At 29.4% G+C, this 16283-nt stretch carries 21 protein-coding genes; 9 read left to right on the forward strand and 12 right to left on the reverse strand.

Annotated elements, in window-relative coordinates:
* Positions 1 to 52 precede the first annotated feature (52 nt).
* Together FDT66_RS02205 and FDT66_RS02210 are read left to right on the forward strand one after the other, a co-directional pair.
* A complete protein-coding gene (locus FDT66_RS02205; protein ID WP_138534511.1) occupies positions 53 to 1012 on the forward strand; it encodes a hypothetical protein in 960 nt (319 codons plus the stop codon).
* A complete protein-coding gene (locus FDT66_RS02210) occupies positions 1009 to 2163 on the forward strand; it encodes a glycosyltransferase family 2 protein (protein ID WP_138534512.1) in 1155 nt (384 codons plus the stop codon). Before FDT66_RS02205 ends, FDT66_RS02210 begins: the two co-directional genes overlap by 4 nt.
* A gap of 102 nt (positions 2164 to 2265) precedes the next feature.
* On the opposite strand, the gene FDT66_RS14200 is transcribed toward FDT66_RS02210, so the two are convergent.
* Genes FDT66_RS14200 through FDT66_RS02220 form a run of 3 tightly spaced genes read right to left on the reverse strand, consistent with a single transcriptional unit; the run spans position 2266 to position 3640 of the window.
* Positions 2266 to 2397: a hypothetical protein gene (locus tag FDT66_RS14200; protein WP_262709553.1), complete on the reverse strand. Its 132-nt coding sequence runs from the start codon at positions 2395 to 2397 to the stop codon at positions 2266 to 2268.
* A 51-nt stretch (positions 2398 to 2448) separates the two neighbouring features.
* Positions 2449 to 3105, reverse strand: a complete 657-nt coding sequence (gene mnmD / locus FDT66_RS02215; protein ID WP_138534513.1) for a tRNA (5-methylaminomethyl-2-thiouridine)(34)-methyltransferase MnmD — start codon at positions 3103 to 3105, stop codon at positions 2449 to 2451.
* 25 nt (positions 3106 to 3130) lie between these two features.
* Positions 3131 to 3640, reverse strand: a complete 510-nt coding sequence (locus tag FDT66_RS02220; protein ID WP_138534514.1) for a DUF4920 domain-containing protein — start codon at positions 3638 to 3640, stop codon at positions 3131 to 3133.
* Positions 3641 to 3762: 122 nt separating this feature from the next.
* Here FDT66_RS02220 and FDT66_RS02225 point away from each other — a divergent pair, with 122 nt between their 5' ends.
* The 3 genes from FDT66_RS02225 (at position 3763) to FDT66_RS02235 (ending at position 6177) form a co-directional block, all read left to right on the forward strand.
* Positions 3763 to 4821 (forward strand): branched-chain amino acid aminotransferase, encoded by a 1059-nt coding sequence (locus FDT66_RS02225; RefSeq protein WP_138534515.1) that lies wholly within the window; start codon positions 3763 to 3765, stop codon positions 4819 to 4821.
* A 114-nt stretch (positions 4822 to 4935) separates the two neighbouring features.
* Complete coding sequence (locus tag FDT66_RS02230) at positions 4936 to 5883, forward strand: MBL fold metallo-hydrolase (protein WP_138534516.1); 948 nt, start codon at positions 4936 to 4938, stop codon at positions 5881 to 5883.
* A gap of 108 nt (positions 5884 to 5991) precedes the next feature.
* On the forward strand, positions 5992 to 6177 hold the full coding sequence (locus tag FDT66_RS02235; RefSeq protein WP_138534517.1) for a hypothetical protein: 186 nt from the start codon (positions 5992 to 5994) through the stop codon (positions 6175 to 6177).
* On the opposite strand, the gene FDT66_RS02240 is transcribed toward FDT66_RS02235, so the two are convergent.
* Positions 6161 to 6547 carry a pyrophosphohydrolase domain-containing protein gene (locus tag FDT66_RS02240; protein ID WP_138534518.1) on the reverse strand — a complete coding sequence of 129 codons (387 nt, stop codon included), beginning with the start codon at positions 6545 to 6547 and terminating at the stop codon, positions 6161 to 6163. The genes FDT66_RS02235 and FDT66_RS02240 overlap by 17 nt on opposite strands.
* A gap of 210 nt (positions 6548 to 6757) precedes the next feature.
* On the opposite strand from FDT66_RS02240, the gene FDT66_RS02245 reads away from it, so the two are divergent.
* Positions 6758 to 6922, forward strand: coding sequence for a hypothetical protein (locus FDT66_RS02245; protein ID WP_317130832.1), 165 nt, complete (start codon positions 6758 to 6760; stop codon positions 6920 to 6922).
* Between the two features lie 5 nt (positions 6923 to 6927).
* Here the strand turns inward: FDT66_RS02245 and FDT66_RS02250 are convergent, their stop codons facing one another.
* Together FDT66_RS02250 and FDT66_RS02255 are read right to left on the reverse strand one after the other, a co-directional pair.
* The gene (locus FDT66_RS02250) at positions 6928 to 7692 is read right to left on the reverse strand and encodes a hypothetical protein (protein ID WP_138534520.1); all 765 of its coding nucleotides are present in this window, start codon (positions 7690 to 7692) and stop codon (positions 6928 to 6930) included.
* Positions 7689 to 8249, reverse strand: coding sequence for a DNA-3-methyladenine glycosylase I (locus FDT66_RS02255; RefSeq protein WP_138534521.1), 561 nt, complete (start codon positions 8247 to 8249; stop codon positions 7689 to 7691). The genes FDT66_RS02250 and FDT66_RS02255 overlap by 4 nt, the downstream gene beginning before the upstream one ends.
* A 96-nt stretch (positions 8250 to 8345) precedes the next feature.
* On the opposite strand from FDT66_RS02255, the gene FDT66_RS02260 reads away from it, so the two are divergent.
* A complete protein-coding gene (locus tag FDT66_RS02260) occupies positions 8346 to 8780 on the forward strand; it encodes a DUF6146 family protein (RefSeq protein WP_138534522.1) in 435 nt (144 codons plus the stop codon).
* On the opposite strand, the gene FDT66_RS02265 is transcribed toward FDT66_RS02260, so the two are convergent.
* Positions 8777 to 9265, reverse strand: a complete 489-nt coding sequence (locus tag FDT66_RS02265) for a dihydrofolate reductase (protein ID WP_138534523.1) — start codon at positions 9263 to 9265, stop codon at positions 8777 to 8779. The genes FDT66_RS02260 and FDT66_RS02265 overlap by 4 nt on opposite strands.
* Positions 9266 to 9565: 300 nt before the next feature.
* Here FDT66_RS02265 and FDT66_RS02270 point away from each other — a divergent pair, with 300 nt between their 5' ends.
* A complete protein-coding gene (locus tag FDT66_RS02270) occupies positions 9566 to 9862 on the forward strand; it encodes an isoamylase early set domain-containing protein (RefSeq protein WP_138534524.1) in 297 nt (98 codons plus the stop codon).
* Positions 9863 to 9930: 68 nt separating this feature from the next.
* Here the strand turns inward: FDT66_RS02270 and FDT66_RS02275 are convergent, their stop codons facing one another.
* The 5 genes from FDT66_RS02275 to FDT66_RS02295 form a co-directional block, all read right to left on the reverse strand.
* On the reverse strand, positions 9931 to 10755 hold the full coding sequence (locus FDT66_RS02275; RefSeq protein ID WP_138534525.1) for a thymidylate synthase: 825 nt from the start codon (positions 10753 to 10755) through the stop codon (positions 9931 to 9933).
* A 153-nt stretch (positions 10756 to 10908) separates the two neighbouring features.
* Complete coding sequence (locus tag FDT66_RS02280) at positions 10909 to 12333, reverse strand: NupC/NupG family nucleoside CNT transporter (protein ID WP_138534526.1); 1425 nt, start codon at positions 12331 to 12333, stop codon at positions 10909 to 10911.
* Between the two features lie 12 nt (positions 12334 to 12345).
* Positions 12346 to 12960, reverse strand: a complete 615-nt coding sequence (locus FDT66_RS02285) for a bifunctional nuclease family protein (RefSeq protein ID WP_138534527.1) — start codon at positions 12958 to 12960, stop codon at positions 12346 to 12348.
* Between the two features lie 328 nt (positions 12961 to 13288).
* Positions 13289 to 14251, reverse strand: coding sequence for an electron transfer flavoprotein subunit alpha/FixB family protein (locus FDT66_RS02290; protein WP_138534528.1), 963 nt, complete (start codon positions 14249 to 14251; stop codon positions 13289 to 13291).
* Positions 14252 to 14327: 76 nt separating this feature from the next.
* Positions 14328 to 15074 carry an electron transfer flavoprotein subunit beta/FixA family protein gene (locus FDT66_RS02295; RefSeq protein ID WP_138534529.1) on the reverse strand — a complete coding sequence of 249 codons (747 nt, stop codon included), beginning with the start codon at positions 15072 to 15074 and terminating at the stop codon, positions 14328 to 14330.
* A 219-nt stretch (positions 15075 to 15293) separates the two neighbouring features.
* Here FDT66_RS02295 and FDT66_RS02300 point away from each other — a divergent pair, with 219 nt between their 5' ends.
* Entirely contained in the window at positions 15294 to 16271 is a 978-nt protein-coding gene (locus FDT66_RS02300; protein ID WP_138534530.1) for a pyruvate dehydrogenase complex E1 component subunit beta, read from the forward strand.
* The last annotated feature ends 12 nt before the right edge of the window (positions 16272 to 16283 follow it).

Here is a 16283-nt window from a genome sequence, read left to right on the forward strand (position 1 = left end):
TTTTTAAATTTATCATCATTATTACTGATGATTATTTATTACTTTGCACAAAATGTACAACTCGCTTTCATACAAATCTAAACAATTCTTTTGGTTGCTCATAAAACTAACTATTGTATTTGGTTGTGGATTTTTTATTTGGAAAAGATTGGCTACTAATAGTGAGTTTCATTTTCCTGATTTTTATCAAAATTTGATTAAAAACGACCTTTTTTCTATTAAAAACATCTTTTTTTTATTCATTTTTACATTTTTAAACTGGTTCTTAGAAATTACAAAATGGGAAACTCTTGCTTCATTTTGTATAAAAACAAGTAAAAAAAATGCTGCAATTCAGAGTTTTGCTTCTTTAACTACTTCTTTAATTACACCAAACAGAATTGGTGAATATGGTGCAAAAGCATTGTATTTTGATAAATCTTTTAGAAAGCAAATCGTAGGCTTAAATTTAATAGGCAATTTTTATCAAATGACAATAACGCTTGTTTTTGGAGTTATTGGGTTTTCTTATTTTGCATACAAACACAATATTTCTGTTGATTATGATAAAATGTCACAATTTGTCTTGGTGGGAATTGTAATTTTTTTAGTTCTTTTTTTATTTGTAAAATATTTTAACTCTAAAAATAATTTTATAAAAAAGATACAAGTTTTTATTTATAAAATTCCACTAAAAACAAACTTTAAAGTGGTTTTGATTTCTTTGTTACGATTTGTTGTTTTTTCGCATCAATTTTACTTTTTGCTGAAGATTTTTAAGGTTGATATTTCTTATATAGATGCCATTTCCGCCATAACATCTGTTTATTTTATTAGTTCTATTATACCTATGTTATCGGTTTTTGATGTTATTTTAAAAGGTACTGTAGCTATTTGGGTATTTTCTTTTTTTACTATTGAACCACTTGTAGTTTTGTCTGTTACAACAATTATGTGGATTTTTAATTTTGTATTTCCTGCAATTATTGGAAGTTATTTTGTGTTGACTTTTAAACCTAGCTTCGTAAAATGATTTGGTTTATCACTTTCATACTCATTACATACGCAATTTTAATTATTGCCTTGGCTTTTGGGTTTGCCAAAGCTGATGAATTTAAACCTAAAAATTTAGCGTCGAAAACTTCATTTTCTGTGATTATTCCTTTTAGAAATGAAGCTAAAAATTTGCCGGATTTACTAAAATCTATTTCCTTATTAAATTACCCAAAAGAATTGATAGAATTTATTTTTGTAAATGATGCTTCTTCTGACGATTCTGTAGAAATTATTAGTAATAACATTTCTTGTCAGGTTAAGCGCAGTCAAAACCTAAAACTACCAGATTGTGATCGAGGAAATATTTTACTTATAAATAATGTTAGAAGGTCAAACTCTCCAAAAAAAGACGCAATTACAATTGCGATTTCAATTGCTAAAAATAATTGGATTGTAACCACAGATGCAGATTGTATTTTACCAGAAAATTGGTTAAAAGCTTTTGATGATTTTATACAAGTCAACCATCCAAAAATGATAGTTGCACCCGTAAATTATGTAGCTGAAAATAATTTTTTAGAGCAATTTCAATTGTTAGATTTTATGAGTTTGCAAGGAACAACTATTGGTGGTTTTGGAATAAATTTTCCTTTTATGTGCAATGGTGCAAATTTGGGTTATAAAAAAGAAGACTTTCTAAAACTAAACGGTTTTGAAGGAAACAATACCATTGCAAGTGGTGATGATGTTTTTCTGTTTGAAAAATTTTTAGAAAGTGATAAAAAATCTGTTCAGTTTTTAAAATCAGAAGATGCTATGGTTATTACTTTTTCTGTAAAAACTTGGAAAGATTTGATAAATCAAAGAATTCGTTGGGCTTCTAAAACAAGTAGATTTAAAAATTATAAAATAAAATTAATTGGTTTATTGGTGTTTTTAGTAAACCTAATTACTCTGTTTAGTTTATTTTATTTTGATAATTTCATATTTGCTTTTCTTCCAATAACCGCGAAAATAATTATTGATTTGTGTTTATTTCTGCCAACAATCAATTTTTATCAACATAAAAAAACATGCTACAAATGGTATTTGTTTTGTGGTATTTTCTATCCGTTTTTTAGTGTGTTTGTTGTATTTAAAGCTGTTTTTTTTAAATACAATTGGAAAGGAAGAAAGTTTAAGAAGTAAATAATTTAGCAAACAGGTTTAGCCCTGATTGAAACGACATCCTTTTTTCTTTTTCAGAAAAAAGATATAGTGGAAAGCAGGAAATAGCTTCAAAAAAAAGACTTAAAATAAATATTCCATAATAGCTTCTGCTTTGAACCAAAGTATTAAAGCTATTGCTAATAGTATTACTAAAAAAAGTCCTTTTTTAGGTTTTGCTTCTTTTTTTCTTCCAAATTTTCTCTTGAATTCCATTTTACGATATTTTAATTGTGTTTTATGAAAAACATATTAAAAAGTGTGCAATTAACTTTTTTTAATTGCTCTTAACATTTCTCTTTTTCCTGGAGGTCCAGGTAAACGCTCTACAGTGAAACCAACAGCTTGCATAGCTCTTCTAACGCTCCCTTTTGCTGAATAGGTTACCAAAATACCATCTTGTTTTAAAGCTGTAAACATTTTTGAGAAGATTTCCTCAGTCCATAATTGAGGCTGAACACGAGCTCCAAAAGCATCAAAATATATTAAATGAAAAGCATTTTCATCTGTTATATCTTCAAAAAATTGCTTACGTTTTAAGAGTGAAAAACTTGGAGTAATTTGGTGTTTTTCTTCCCAAGAAACTTTGTGCATTTTATTAAAAATTGCGTTGTTATCTTTGGCATTTAAAACAGAAATAAAGTTCATTTTTTGAACTTCTTCTGGTGTAACTGGGTAAGCCTCTACACCAACGTAATTCACTGGTTTTTTTGCTTCTAAGTAAGTAATAAAAGCATTTAAACCTGTACCAAAACCAATTTCGAGTATGGAAACTTCATTTTCTGAAACCATCTTTAATCCACTTTCTATAAATACATGGTATGTTTCGTTTATAGATCCATTTTTGGAGTGATATTGCTCATTCCAATCTGGTAAATGAATGGTGGTAGAACCGTCTGAAGTTATTAATATTTCTCTTTTCAAAACTCGAAATTGGTTTTATAAAAAATTACTTTGTACCTATTAAAACACCATTTGCTTCAAAAGCAAATTCTTTTTTTGGCTCGGTAATTTTTGCAATTTCTTCTTTACTTTTTCCTGCATCTTCTGCATAATGTTGTAGTTCGTCAACTGGTGTAATTTTCACGAATGCTTTACCTGCAACAATTACTTCTTTTCCTTGAGAATCTAAAGGCATAAAAAAACCGTAATCTTTAAAACGAACCATAGTTTCTGTAGTTTTATTTAAAGGTAATTTCATCCAACATCCTTTTTTAGAACATACTTCTTTAATTTCTGAAGTAAACTTCACATCAATTGTATCACCAACATTCATGTTTTCGAATTTTGCTAACATTTGATCTTTTGTTAGTGCATCTTTTTCTGAAATTTTGTCTCCAAAAGTGGCATATGCTACTTCTTGAGTAGCTGTTTCTAGTTCCTTATTTTCTTTTTTTCCTTCTTTACAAGCTGTAAAAACTAAAAATGCTATTGCACAAAATTTAATTGCTAATTTCATTTAAAAACTATTTATTTAATTATACCACAAATGTATGAAATTTAACATGAAATCTCGTTTTTTTATATGACACCAGATAAATAAATTATGTACATTTGTAGCGAAATTTAATTGACTAAACAATGAGTTCTAAGATAGAAATTAAGCGTATTGATAAATCTAAAATAGATAGTGTAGATTTTAATAATTTACCTTTCGGAAGTGTTTTTTCAGATCATATGTTCACCTGTACATTTAAGGATGGCAAATGGCAAAATCCAATTATTGAGCCTTTTGCACCAATTTCTTTAAGTCCAGCAGCTAAAATTTTTCATTACGGGCAATCTATTTTTGAAGGAATGAAAGCTTATAAAGATGCTGAAGGAAATACACTTTTATTTAGACCTTTAGACAATTGCAAACGTTTAAACAAATCTGCTGAGCGTTTGGTAATTCCACAAATACCAGAAGATGTTTTTATGGATGGTTTAAAGGAATTATTAAAAGTTGATGAAGCTTGGATTCCAACAAATGAGGGTAGTTCTTTGTACATTCGTCCATTTATGTTTGCTTCTGGAAACGGTTTTCATGCATCTCCTGCAAACGAATATAAATTAATAATTGCTACAGCACCTTCTGGAGCATATTTTGCTGGTAAAGTAAAAGTTTTAATTGAAGAAAAATATGCAAGAGCAGCAAATGGTGGTGTAGGTTTTGCAAAAGCTGGTGGTAATTACGCTGCGCAATTTTACCCAACACAATTAGCTATAGAAAAAGGCTACAATCAAGTAATTTGGACAGATGACAATACACATGAGTTTATTGAAGAAGCTGGTGCAATGAATATTTTTATTAGAATTAATGACACTCTAATTACGAGCCCAACAAGTGATAGAATTTTAGACGGAATAACGCGTAAAAGTATTATTCAAATTGCAGAAGACATGAATATTGATGTTGAAGTTAGAAAAATTTCTGTTTCTGAAGTAATTGCTGCTGCACAAGCAGGAAACTTAAAAGAAATGTTTGGAGCAGGAACTGCTGCAGTAATTTCTCCAATTGCTGGTTTTGGTTATCAAGGTTCAGATTATGATTTACCAGAATTAGAAACTCCTTTCGCAGGAATTTTAAAGAAAGCCATTACAGATATTCAAACAAACAAAGCAAAAGACCCTTATGGTTGGAGAGTTGTTGTGAAATAAATAGTAAGTTTTTAATTATTACTGCTTATAATTTATTTTTAATAATATATAATTTTATAAAAGCATCAATTTACGTTGATGCTTTTTTTTATCTTTAATTTTTAATTTCCTATTATGAAATATTTTGCAATTACTATTTGTTTGTTTTTGTTTTCTTGTCAAAACTCAAACGTCAAAAAACAGTCTGAAAATCAACATAAAAGCGGACAATACATTACTGTTTTAGGAATTGCTCAAGATGCTGGTTATCCTCATATTGGTTGTCAAAAACAATGTTGCGCAAATTTTTACAACGGAAATTTTAAAAAACAAAAAGTAGTTTCTTTGGGTTTGGTTGATAAAGAAAATTCGCAAAAATGGTTATTTGAAGCAACACCAGACATCAGCACACAATTAGCAGATTTAGAACAAAACCATTTAAAAACTACCAATTTAATTGATGGTATTTTTTTAACACACGCACATATTGGACATTATGCAGGACTTATGTATTTTGGTAGAGAAGCTTTAGGAAAACAAGGAACAAGAGTTTATACAATGCCAAAAATGAAAGAATTCTTATCTAAAAACGGACCTTGGAATCAACTAGTAGAATTAAAAAATATTGTTTTTGAAAACCTACAAAAAGACACTAGTGTTGTTTTAAATGATAAATTAAAAGTAACTCCTTTTTTAGTACCTCATAGAGATGAGTTTTCGGAAACTGTTGGTTATAAAATTGAAGGAGAAAATAAAACTGCTTTGTTTATACCTGATATTAATAAATGGAGTAAATGGCAAAAAAATATTGTTGAAGAAGTAAAAAAAGTGGATATTGCTTTTTTAGATGCTACTTTTTTTAAAGATGGAGAAATTAACAGACCCATGTCTGAAATTCCACATCCTTTTATTGAAGAAACTGTTTCATTATTTAAAAATGAAACTTTGAAAACTAAAAATAAGGTAGTTTTTATACACTTCAATCATACAAATCCAGCATTACAAAAAACAGCAGCTGAAAAAACTAAAATTGAAAAATTAGGTTTCAAATTTGCTTTTGAAGGTATGAATTTTGGCTTGTAAGTTAAATTATTGTGCAGTTAGTTTTTAAATTTAAAAACATTAATTTCGTTATCGTTTGATATAACAGATTAAAACTTGCAATATCATTACATTGGCAAAAATTTGAAAATGAAAAACAATCTACTACTTTTTATAATTGGATTTGTTACATATAGCTCTTTTGGACAAGTCAAAGAGATTTTCCTGAATGATGACTTAGTAAATATTACAGAATCTGAATTTAAAAAAATTACCAAAGAGCCTACCATACAAAAACACAATCACAAAACTCCAAAAATCACCTCTCTAAAATAGCTTTAATATTAGGTTTAAAGTAATTTGGCCCTTTTAATACTTTACCATCTTCTCTATAAATTGGTTTTCCATCTTCACCTAATTTACTCATATTAGAGCGTTGTATTTCATTAAAAACCTCTTCAATTTTATCTTGCATTCCATGTTCTATAATGGTACCACATAAAATGTATAACATATCACCTAAAGCATCTGCCACTTCTACTAAATCGTTATTTTGTGCAGCTTCTAAATATTCTTCATTTTCTTCTTTCATTAAATTAAAACGTAGCATGTTTCTATCTTCACCAATATTTGCAATTGGTTTGTTGTTCATGTTCAATTTAAAAGCGGTGTGAAATTCGGTTACGGCTGCAATTCTTTTTTTCATTTATAGTATGTATTTCAAGGTATTATTATAACTCTAATTATTTAATAATTTGTAATTTTGTAAAATAGAATTCTTACTGATTTTTTAGATTTACAATATATTGAAACTTTATGAAAAACAAAGGTTGAAATGTGGCTATTAATCAACAAGATATAAAGAATAAATTTTATGTTTTTAAGTGCTTTTTTTACAACAGGTAGAATTATTTTTATGATTTTTTTCATTATTGCATTTTTAGCATTAATGATTTATAGCTACAGAAAAGATATTAAAAACCACGAACGCTACTATAATGGAGCTGGCAAAAAAGTATTAATTTACGGTGGTTTAATTGTAATTATTTTTATGGCTATTCGTTTTTTTTCAGGCCATTAATTACTTTAAGATCTACTTACTTTTTTTATTCTTTTTAAACGTTTCCATGCTATTTTGTGTCTTTGCGTGTACATAAAAAAGCAACTAACATCTAAAAGAAAATAAAACAAACTAATACCACTTGGTGGATTGTTACTTGGTAAAAAGTCGAAAACTCCAAAAGCTGTACTTGGCCAACTCCAAGCTCCAAAAGCTGTACCTCCAATTTCTAAAATGGCTACCAAAAGATACATAGAAAGAAAAAACAACCTATCTTTTGGTCTTTTCCAAAGTAGTAGAAATACAAAACCTGTCATTACAAAACCAAAAACATCTCCAAAAAAAAGTAAATATAGTGTAGCAAATAAAGCTATAAAATAGCCAAATAATTGTTCTATAGCTTTGTGATGTTTTTGAACTATTGATGCTTTGCTAAACATAAAAATTCGTCCGTATAAAGCTGCATGACCTAAAGGAACGTAAAAGGGTACATTTTCTAACCTATAAGTATACATATTTAAAGCTCTTGAAAACAAATACTCACCACCAAAGCCAAGAATTACAGCATAAATCATTAACTCTTTAACTCTTGGTGTGGATCTTAAATACATTTTTAAGAAACCAGCAATCATTAAAATATTAATTAATGTTTGAGAATTGGTAACGTTTTCTGCAAACCAAATTCCATCAAAAAACAATACAAAAACAAAAAATACAAAACGACCAATTTCTCTATTAAATATTGATGTAATTTGTTGTAAATCTGATTTTGGAATGTGCTTTATTTTCATTCTTCAATATATTTAAAGCAATTTATAGTATGGTCATTTACCATACCAACAGCTTGCATAAAAGCATACATTACTGTAGATCCAACAAATTTAAATCCTCGTTTTTTTAAATCTTTAGAAATTATATCGGAAATTTTTGAAGTTGCAGGAACTTCATCTCTCGAACGAAACTTATTAATTATAGGTTGATTGTTTACGTAACTCCAAATAAACTTAGAAAAAGAGCCAAATTCTTTTTGAATTTCCATAAAAAATTGTGCATTGGTGATGGCACTTCTTATTTTTAGTTTGTTTCTAATAATGCCAGCATCTTGTAAAAGTGATTCATATTTACTTTCTGGGTATTTTGCAATTTTTTTATAATCGAAATTATCAAACGCTTTTCTAAAATTTTCTCTTTTATTTAAAATGGTAATCCAACTTAAACCTGCCTGAAAGGTTTCTAAAATTAAAAACTCGAACAAAGTCTCATCATCATATACAGGTACACCCCATTCATCATCGTGATATTTTTTATATAACTCACTGCCTGTAACCCAAAAACACCTATTTTCCATAAATTTTAAAAAGTCGAAAATTAGTGTTAAATCGATTAAAAATCAACCTATTTTGGAATAATTTTTGCACCTTTATTATTATTAAACAAATTGATTATGAAACTTTTAAAATATTTTTTATTTATTTTTTGCATAATTTCATTTTTATGGGCTTGTGGTTCATCTCCAATTAAAAACGGAGATGTAGAAAAAGAACAACCTGTGGTTATTGCTAATGATAGTTTAGAGTATGAAATTATAATTATAGATCCAGGTTTTACAACTTTTTTAAATACTGTTGCGCAACCAGAAGGTTTTTACAATCAAAGTTATTTGGAGGCTAGAAACAGAGCTTGGGTAGTTACTTGGAATCAAAGAGCTCAAAACCCAAGGTCATATAATGATACTATTTATGAAAACATAATTGACTATCAACCAAATATAGATTATGGCTATGAAGTAAATTATAAGCTGTTTAACTATTTTTTATTTGCCCAGAGAAAATACAATATGAATTTGGGTGGTGGTTTTAGAACCAGAAGAATTAATTAGATTTTTTGATAACTCACAAAACTATAATCGTACTTATTTTTTTCATCAGCTTTAAAATCTTCTTTTGAAATTATTTTCCAAACTTTTGGATTTATTTCTGGAAAATACACATCTGCTTCAAAACTTTTGTGAACAATGGTAATATCTAATTGATCTGCTAAATCTTTTTCAATAGTTTCCTTATAAATTTGTGCCCCTCCAATAATAAATATTTTTTCTTCTTCTTTTGCAAGCTCAAGAGCTTCTTCTAAACTATGAGCAATTAAACAACCGTCTTTAAAATAATTTTTATTTCTAGTAATAATTACTGTTGTTCTATTTGGTAAAGGTTTTCCAATAGACTCAAAGGTATTTCTACCCATTAATATGTAATGGCCTGTTGTAATTTTTTTAAACCGTTTTAAATCTGCAGGTAAATGCCAAATTAAATCGTTGTTTTTTCCTAAGGCATTATTTTTAGCAATAGCAGCAATTACAGTAATCATATTTCAAATGAATTTTTAGCAAAAATAATAGAAATGATGAGAGAATTTGACTTTTTTAAGAGTTTTCAGCAAAAAATAAGCATTTACGAAACCGTTTTCGAGCTAAAACAACTGAAAATCAGACAGAAACTATTGCTATTATTTTTAAACATACGATAAATAATACTCCCTTTTTTTTTTGATTACCATATGAATAGCAATTGATATTATTAAAACGATAATTCTTTGTTTTTCAAAGGGATATTGTTTGAATATTGGTGATTGTTCAATAAATTTACAGAAAATTTGAAAACAAATATTATGGCAATTAAAAAACAATTTTTAAAAAGCAAACCAGTTTGTAAAGTAACTTTTACGGTACCTACTGAAAACGCAAATAATGTAGCAGTAGTTGGTAATTTTAATGAGTGGAATGCTGAAGCTACTCCATTAAAAAAATTAAAAAACGGTTCTTTTAAAGGAACTGTAGATTTAGAAGCTAATAATTCTTATGAGTTTAGATATTTAATTGATGGTGAATATGTAAACGAAGTTGAAGCAGATGCTTTTGCTTGGAACGAATTTGCTAGTGCAGAAAACTGTGTTATAAAGCTATAAAAGCTTCTAAAAATATAGAAGAGCTTTCAAACAGTTTAATTCATTTGAAAGCTCTTTTCTATTTCTTTTTAAATTGCAACTTTTCCTTTTATATGAGGATGTGGATTGTAATCTACCAGTGTAAAATCTTCGAACGTAAAATCGAAGATACTTTTAACCTCGGTATTTAGTTTCATTTTTGGCAAAGGCCTAATATCTCTAGACAATTGTAATTCTAATTGTTCAATATGGTTATTATAAATATGTGCGTCACCAAAAGTGTGAATAAACTCGCCTGCTTCATAACCACAAACTTGAGCCATCATCATGGTAAATAATGCATAACTCGCAATATTAAAAGGAACTCCTAAAAAAATATCTGCGCTTCTTTGGTATAACTGACAAGAGAGTTTACCATCTGCTACATAAAACTGAAAAAAAGCATGACAAGGTGGTAATGCTGCTTTTCCATTGGCTACATTTTCAGAAAAAGAAACAGAAGTATCTGGCAATACTGATGGATTCCAAGCAGAAACCAACATTCTTCTTGAATTCGGATTCTTTTTTAAGGTAGCTATCACTTCCTTTAATTGATCTATATCATCACTGTTCCAATTACGCCATTGATGACCATAAACTGGACCTAAATCACCATTTTCATCAGCCCATTCGTTCCAAATTCTTACGCCATTTTCTTGCAAATATTTAATATTTGTATCACCTTTAATAAACCAAAGTAACTCGTAAATAATTGATTTTAAATGTAGTTTTTTAGTGGTAACCATTGGAAAACCTTCACTTAAATCAAAACGCATTTGGTGCCCAAAAACACTTTTTGTTCCAGTTCCTGTTCTATCTCCTTTTTCGTTTCCGTTTTCTAAAACGTGCTTTACTAAATCGTGGTATTGTTTCATGCTAATGTGTATGCGTTATTTGTGTTTGTTTCTTTTGATGAAGTACACATTGTAAAAATAAAAAAAGCTTCAAGATTTTTTCGAGAAGCTTTTTAAAAATATGTAAAAGTTATCAACGTTTTGCAAATAACATTTTGAATTTATGTTTTACTATTATCCAATAATCATTCCTGCTATTGTTGCAGACATTAAAGAAGCAATTGTACCACCAATTAATGCTTTCATTCCAAATTCTGATAAAGTTTTACGTTGCCCAGGAGCTATTGATCCTATACCTCCAATTTGTATTCCAATGGAAGCAAAATTAGCAAAACCACATAGCATGTAAGTTGCCATGATTATAGATTTCTCGTAGTTCAAATGAACAACATTGGCTACATTTTTTAATTCTGCTAATTGAATATATCCAACAAATTCACTGGCAGCTAATTTAATTCCTAACAATTGCCCCATCATTGTAATATCTGCAGAATTCACTCCAATTAACCACATTAATGGCGCGAAAATAGATCCTAAAACAAACTCTAAAGACAGACTTTTATATGATGAATTTGCTGCAATTGTTTCATTTAAAGATGTAAAATTCCAGCCAAAATATTCAATCCCGTCAAAATTACCAATACCTCCTAAAATTCCGTTTATCATTGCAATAACCGCTACAAATACTAATAACATTGCTCCAACATTTACTGCCAATCGCAAACCTTCTGTAGTTCCGTTTGCAATTGCATCTAAAACATTAGAACCAATTTTTTCTTGAGAAACTCTTACATCTGTATTTACCTCTTCGGTTTGCGGATATAATATTTTCGAAATTACAATTGCACCTGGAGCTGCCATTACAGAAGCTGCTAATAAATGTTTGGCAAAAACAAGTTCTAACTCTTTGTCTCCTCCACCTAAAAAGCCTATGTAAGCTGCTAAAACAGCACCTGCAACAGTTGCCATTCCACCAATCATTACTAAAAGCATTTCAGATTTGTTCATTTTTTCTAAATATGCTTTTATCAAAAGTGGCGCTTCAGTTTGTCCTAAAAAAATATTTCCTGCAACTGACAAGCTTTCCATTCCAGAAATTCCTAAAAATTTAGACAACACTCTTGCTAATATTTTTACTACTTTTTGAATAATTCCTAAATAAAATAACAACGATGTTAATGCGGAAAAGAATATAATTGTTGGTAGTACCTGGAAAGCAAAAATGTATTGAAACTTCGTTAAATCTACCATGTCACCAAACAAAAATGCGCTTCCTGCTTTTGTATATTCTAAAATATCAATAAAAATTTCTCCAATAAAATCGAAAATTACTTGAATAAATTTTACTTTTAAAACTCCTATGGCAATAATTAATTGAATTGCTAAACCAATCCCTATTTTTTTCCAATCAATTGCTTTTTTATTAGAACTAAATAAAAACGCAATTATTAATAATGCAAACATCCCTAAAACACCTCTCCAAAGACTTCCAAAAGTAAATCCTTCACTTTCAATTATTCCTTTTACAAGTGGATCTGTACTTTGTGAAAAAATGTTTACTGATAATAAACAAAAAAGAGCTAATAATAATTTTTTCATTGTATTGTTGGTTTAAGAGCGTTTGCTAATTTCATCTCTAATTTTAGCTGCTAGTTCGTAGTTTTCATCTTCTACTGCTTTTGATAATTGTTCGTTTAGTTCTGAAACCGACAAATCAGAAAAGCTATTTTTTGCTTCGTTTATATTAAAGTCTTCAATTTCTATGGTTTCTTTTTCAAGGTCTGAAGTTTCATTAATTGCCAATTCTTCTTCTAATTTTAAATAAATACCTGCTTTATCTAAAATATTTTCATGGGTAAAAATTGGTGCCTTAAAACGAACTGCTATTGCTATTGCATCTGAAGTTCTTGTATCTATTGTTTCCTCTACTCCATCTTTTTCACAAACTAAGCTAGAAAAGAAAACGCCATCTACTAATTTATGAATTATTACCTCTTTTATATTTATTGAAAAACGATCTGAAAATGTTTTAAACAAATCATGTGTTAAAGGTCTTGGTGGTCGTATTTCTTTTTCTAAAGCTATGGCTATAGATTGTGCTTCAAATGCTCCAATAATTATTGGTAATGTTCTGTTTCCTTCCATTTCACTTAGCACTAATGCATATGCACCACTTTGTGTTTGACTGTAAGAAATTCCTTTTATAGTTAGTTTTATTAAACTCATGTATTTTTTTGGGAAAATAAAATTAGCTCTTGGTTTATTACTTTAAGGTAATTTTTGAGGGCACAATTTACTAAAAATTATATAGTGAATTGGCTTATTTTTAGGGAATTTAAGTTTTGAGAGTTACAAAAGCCTGCGTGAAGGATTGAAGCATTTGTTTGAGCTCTTTTGTTTTGCTTTTTTTGCAAAAGAAAAAGCGAGTGCGTAAAGCCTGACGAAATTATTTTTTAAATTGTAATTGAAGTAAATTAAAAAACCTATCAAATTAATTATTGATAGGTTTTCTTAAAATTTTGTGTTGAAATAATTTGGGCACGCCCAAAAAACATTATGATGCTTTAAAAGCTTTCATTTTTTCAATTAATTTTGGAACTACCTCAAAAGCGTCACCAACAATTCCATAGTCTGCTGCTTTAAAAAATGGAGCTTCTGGATCTGTATTAATTACTACTTTTACTTTAGAGGCGTTTATACCTGCTAAATGCTGAATTGCACCAGAAATTCCGATAGCTATATATAAATTAGATGCTACTGGTTTACCTGTTTGCCCAACATGTTCTGAATGTGGTCTCCAACCTAAATCAGACACTGGTTTTGAGCATGCAGTTGCTGCCCCTAAAACGTCTGCTAGTTCTTCAATCATTCCCCAATTTTCTGGTCCTTTCAAGCCTCTTCCTGCCGAAACAACTATTTCTGCATCTGCAATGGTTACTTTTCCTGTTACTTTGTCTATTTTTTCTGATTTTACACCTAAATCTTCTTCTGAAATAGTTACTTCTAAATTTTCTAAAGTTCCTTCTACCGAATTTTCATGAACTCCGAAAGAGTTTTTAGCAACTCCAACAACTTTATTTTCTGTTGAAATTACAGTGTTTGAAAATGCTTTATTTGAAAAAGCCTTTCTTTTTACTGTAAATGGTGATGTGTTTGATGGTGCTGCTACAACATTTGAAGCATAACCTGCATTTAATGCAACTGCTACAAGTGGAGCAACATACAAACCGTTGATACTTGAATCTACAACTACCACATTCGCATTTGATGCATCTGCTGCTTGTTTGATAACTGATGCATACGCTTTTGCATTAAATGTTGCCAAAGTATCGTTAGAAACAGTTAATACTTTTTCTGCTCCGTAAGTAAATAATTGTGATGCATCAGTTGCATTTATTGTTAAAACAACTAAGTTGGTACTTAATTGTTCTGCTAATTTTTTTCCGTATGAAACTACCTCAAAAGCAGTTTTTTTAAATTTTCCGTCTGTTGAATCGGCAAAAACTAAAACTGACATATATATATATTTTTTTTAAAATTATTAATTTGTGTACATGCAATAAATTAGATATTTATTTAATTGTTACACGCTGTTAAATTACTTTAGCTTCGTTGTGAAGTAAGTTAATTAAATCATCTAAGTTATCGGCATCTACTAATTTTACAGCTCCTTTTGGTGCTGGTTTTTCAAAAGATTTTGTTGTAGTTTTTGCTTCTGAACTTGTTGCTTCCAAAACATTTAATGGTTTTTTTCTAGCCATCATAATTCCACGCATGTTTGGTATACGTAAATCTTTTTCTTCAACAATTCCTTTTTGACCACCAATAACAATTGGTAAACTAGAAGAAACCGTTTCATTTCCACCATCAATTTCTCTTACAGCAGTTATGTTTTCTCCCTCAATTTCTAATCCAACACAACCATTTATAAAATTAAAATTAGATAACGAAGCCAACATTCCTGGAACCATTTGTCCGTTATAATCTGCTGATTCTTTTCCCGCTAAAACAAGATCATAACCACCATTTTTTACTATTGCTGCTAATTCTTTGGCTACTAAAAACCCATCAGTTGGATTTATATTTACACGAATTGCATCATCTGCACCAATAGCCAACGCTTTTCTCAAAGTAGGTTCTGTATTTGCTTCTCCTACATTTACAACTGTTACAGTTGCTCCTTGCTTTTCTTTAAACCACATTGCTCTGGTTAAACAAAATTCGTCGTAAGGATTTATTACAAACTGAACCCCATTTGTATCAAAAGTTTCATTGTTGTCTGTAAAATTAATTTTTGAAGTGGTATCAGGCACGTGACTAATACATACTAATATTTTCATAAATTTTAGTTTTATATCGTTTTTCTTGGTACGAAATTACGGCTTTTTTTTAAAAAATACTATGCACGCATAGTATTTTTTAAATTATTTAACAGTTTTCGAAAACGATTGCGAAATAAATAGCTAATATTTCTCTCACTTTGTACAAATGTGTTTAAAAAAATGACAATTAATTCCTTACTTTTGCAAGTGAAAAATAATAATTACAATTTATCATAGATGAAGACAGTTCAATTCAGAGAAGCAATTTGTGAAGCAATGAGCGAAGAAATGCGCAGAGATGAAAGCATTTATTTAATGGGAGAAGAGGTTGCAGAGTATAATGGTGCTTACAAAGCTAGTAAAGGAATGTTAGATGAATTTGGCGCAAAAAGAGTAATAGATACTCCAATTGCTGAATTAGGTTTTGCAGGTATTGCTATTGGTTCTGCCATGAATGGTAACAGACCTATTGTGGAATATATGACATTCAACTTCTCACTTGTAGGAATTGATCAAATTATAAATAATGCCGCAAAAATTAGACAAATGTCTGGAGGACAATTTAATTGTCCAATTGTTTTTAGAGGTCCAACTGCTTCTGCGGGTCAGTTAGGTGCAACACATTCACAAGCTTTTGAAAACTGGTTTGCTAACACACCAGGTTTAAAAGTAATTGTTCCTTCAAACCCTTACGATGCTAAAGGTTTATTAAAAGCTGCAATTCGTGATGATGATCCAGTTATTTTCATGGAATCAGAACAAATGTATGGTGATAAAATGGAAATTCCAGAAGGAGAATACATAATTCCTATAGGAGTTGCAGATATTAAAAGAGAAGGTACAGATGTTACCATCGTTTCTTTTGGAAAAATAATTAAAGAAGCATACAAGGCTGCTGACGAATTAGCAAAAGAAAATATTTCAGTAGAAATTATTGATTTAAGAACTGTTCGTCCAATGGATCATGCAGCCATTTTAACGTCTGTAAAGAAAACAAATAGATTGGTTATTTTAGAAGAAGCGTGGCCATTTGCAAGTGTTGCTTCAGAAATTACTTACAGAGTACAAAACGAAGCATTTGACTATTTAGATGCACCAATAAAAAGAATTACAACTGCAGATACACCTGCACCATATTCGCCAGTTCTATTTGAAAAATGGATACCAAATTCAAATGATGTTATAAAAGCTGTAAAAGAAGTTTTATACCTATAGTTATATTATACA

It is taken from the genome of Polaribacter aestuariivivens (assembly GCF_005885675.1).
GTDB classification, from domain to species: Bacteria; Bacteroidota; Bacteroidia; order Flavobacteriales; family Flavobacteriaceae; genus Polaribacter; species Polaribacter aestuariivivens.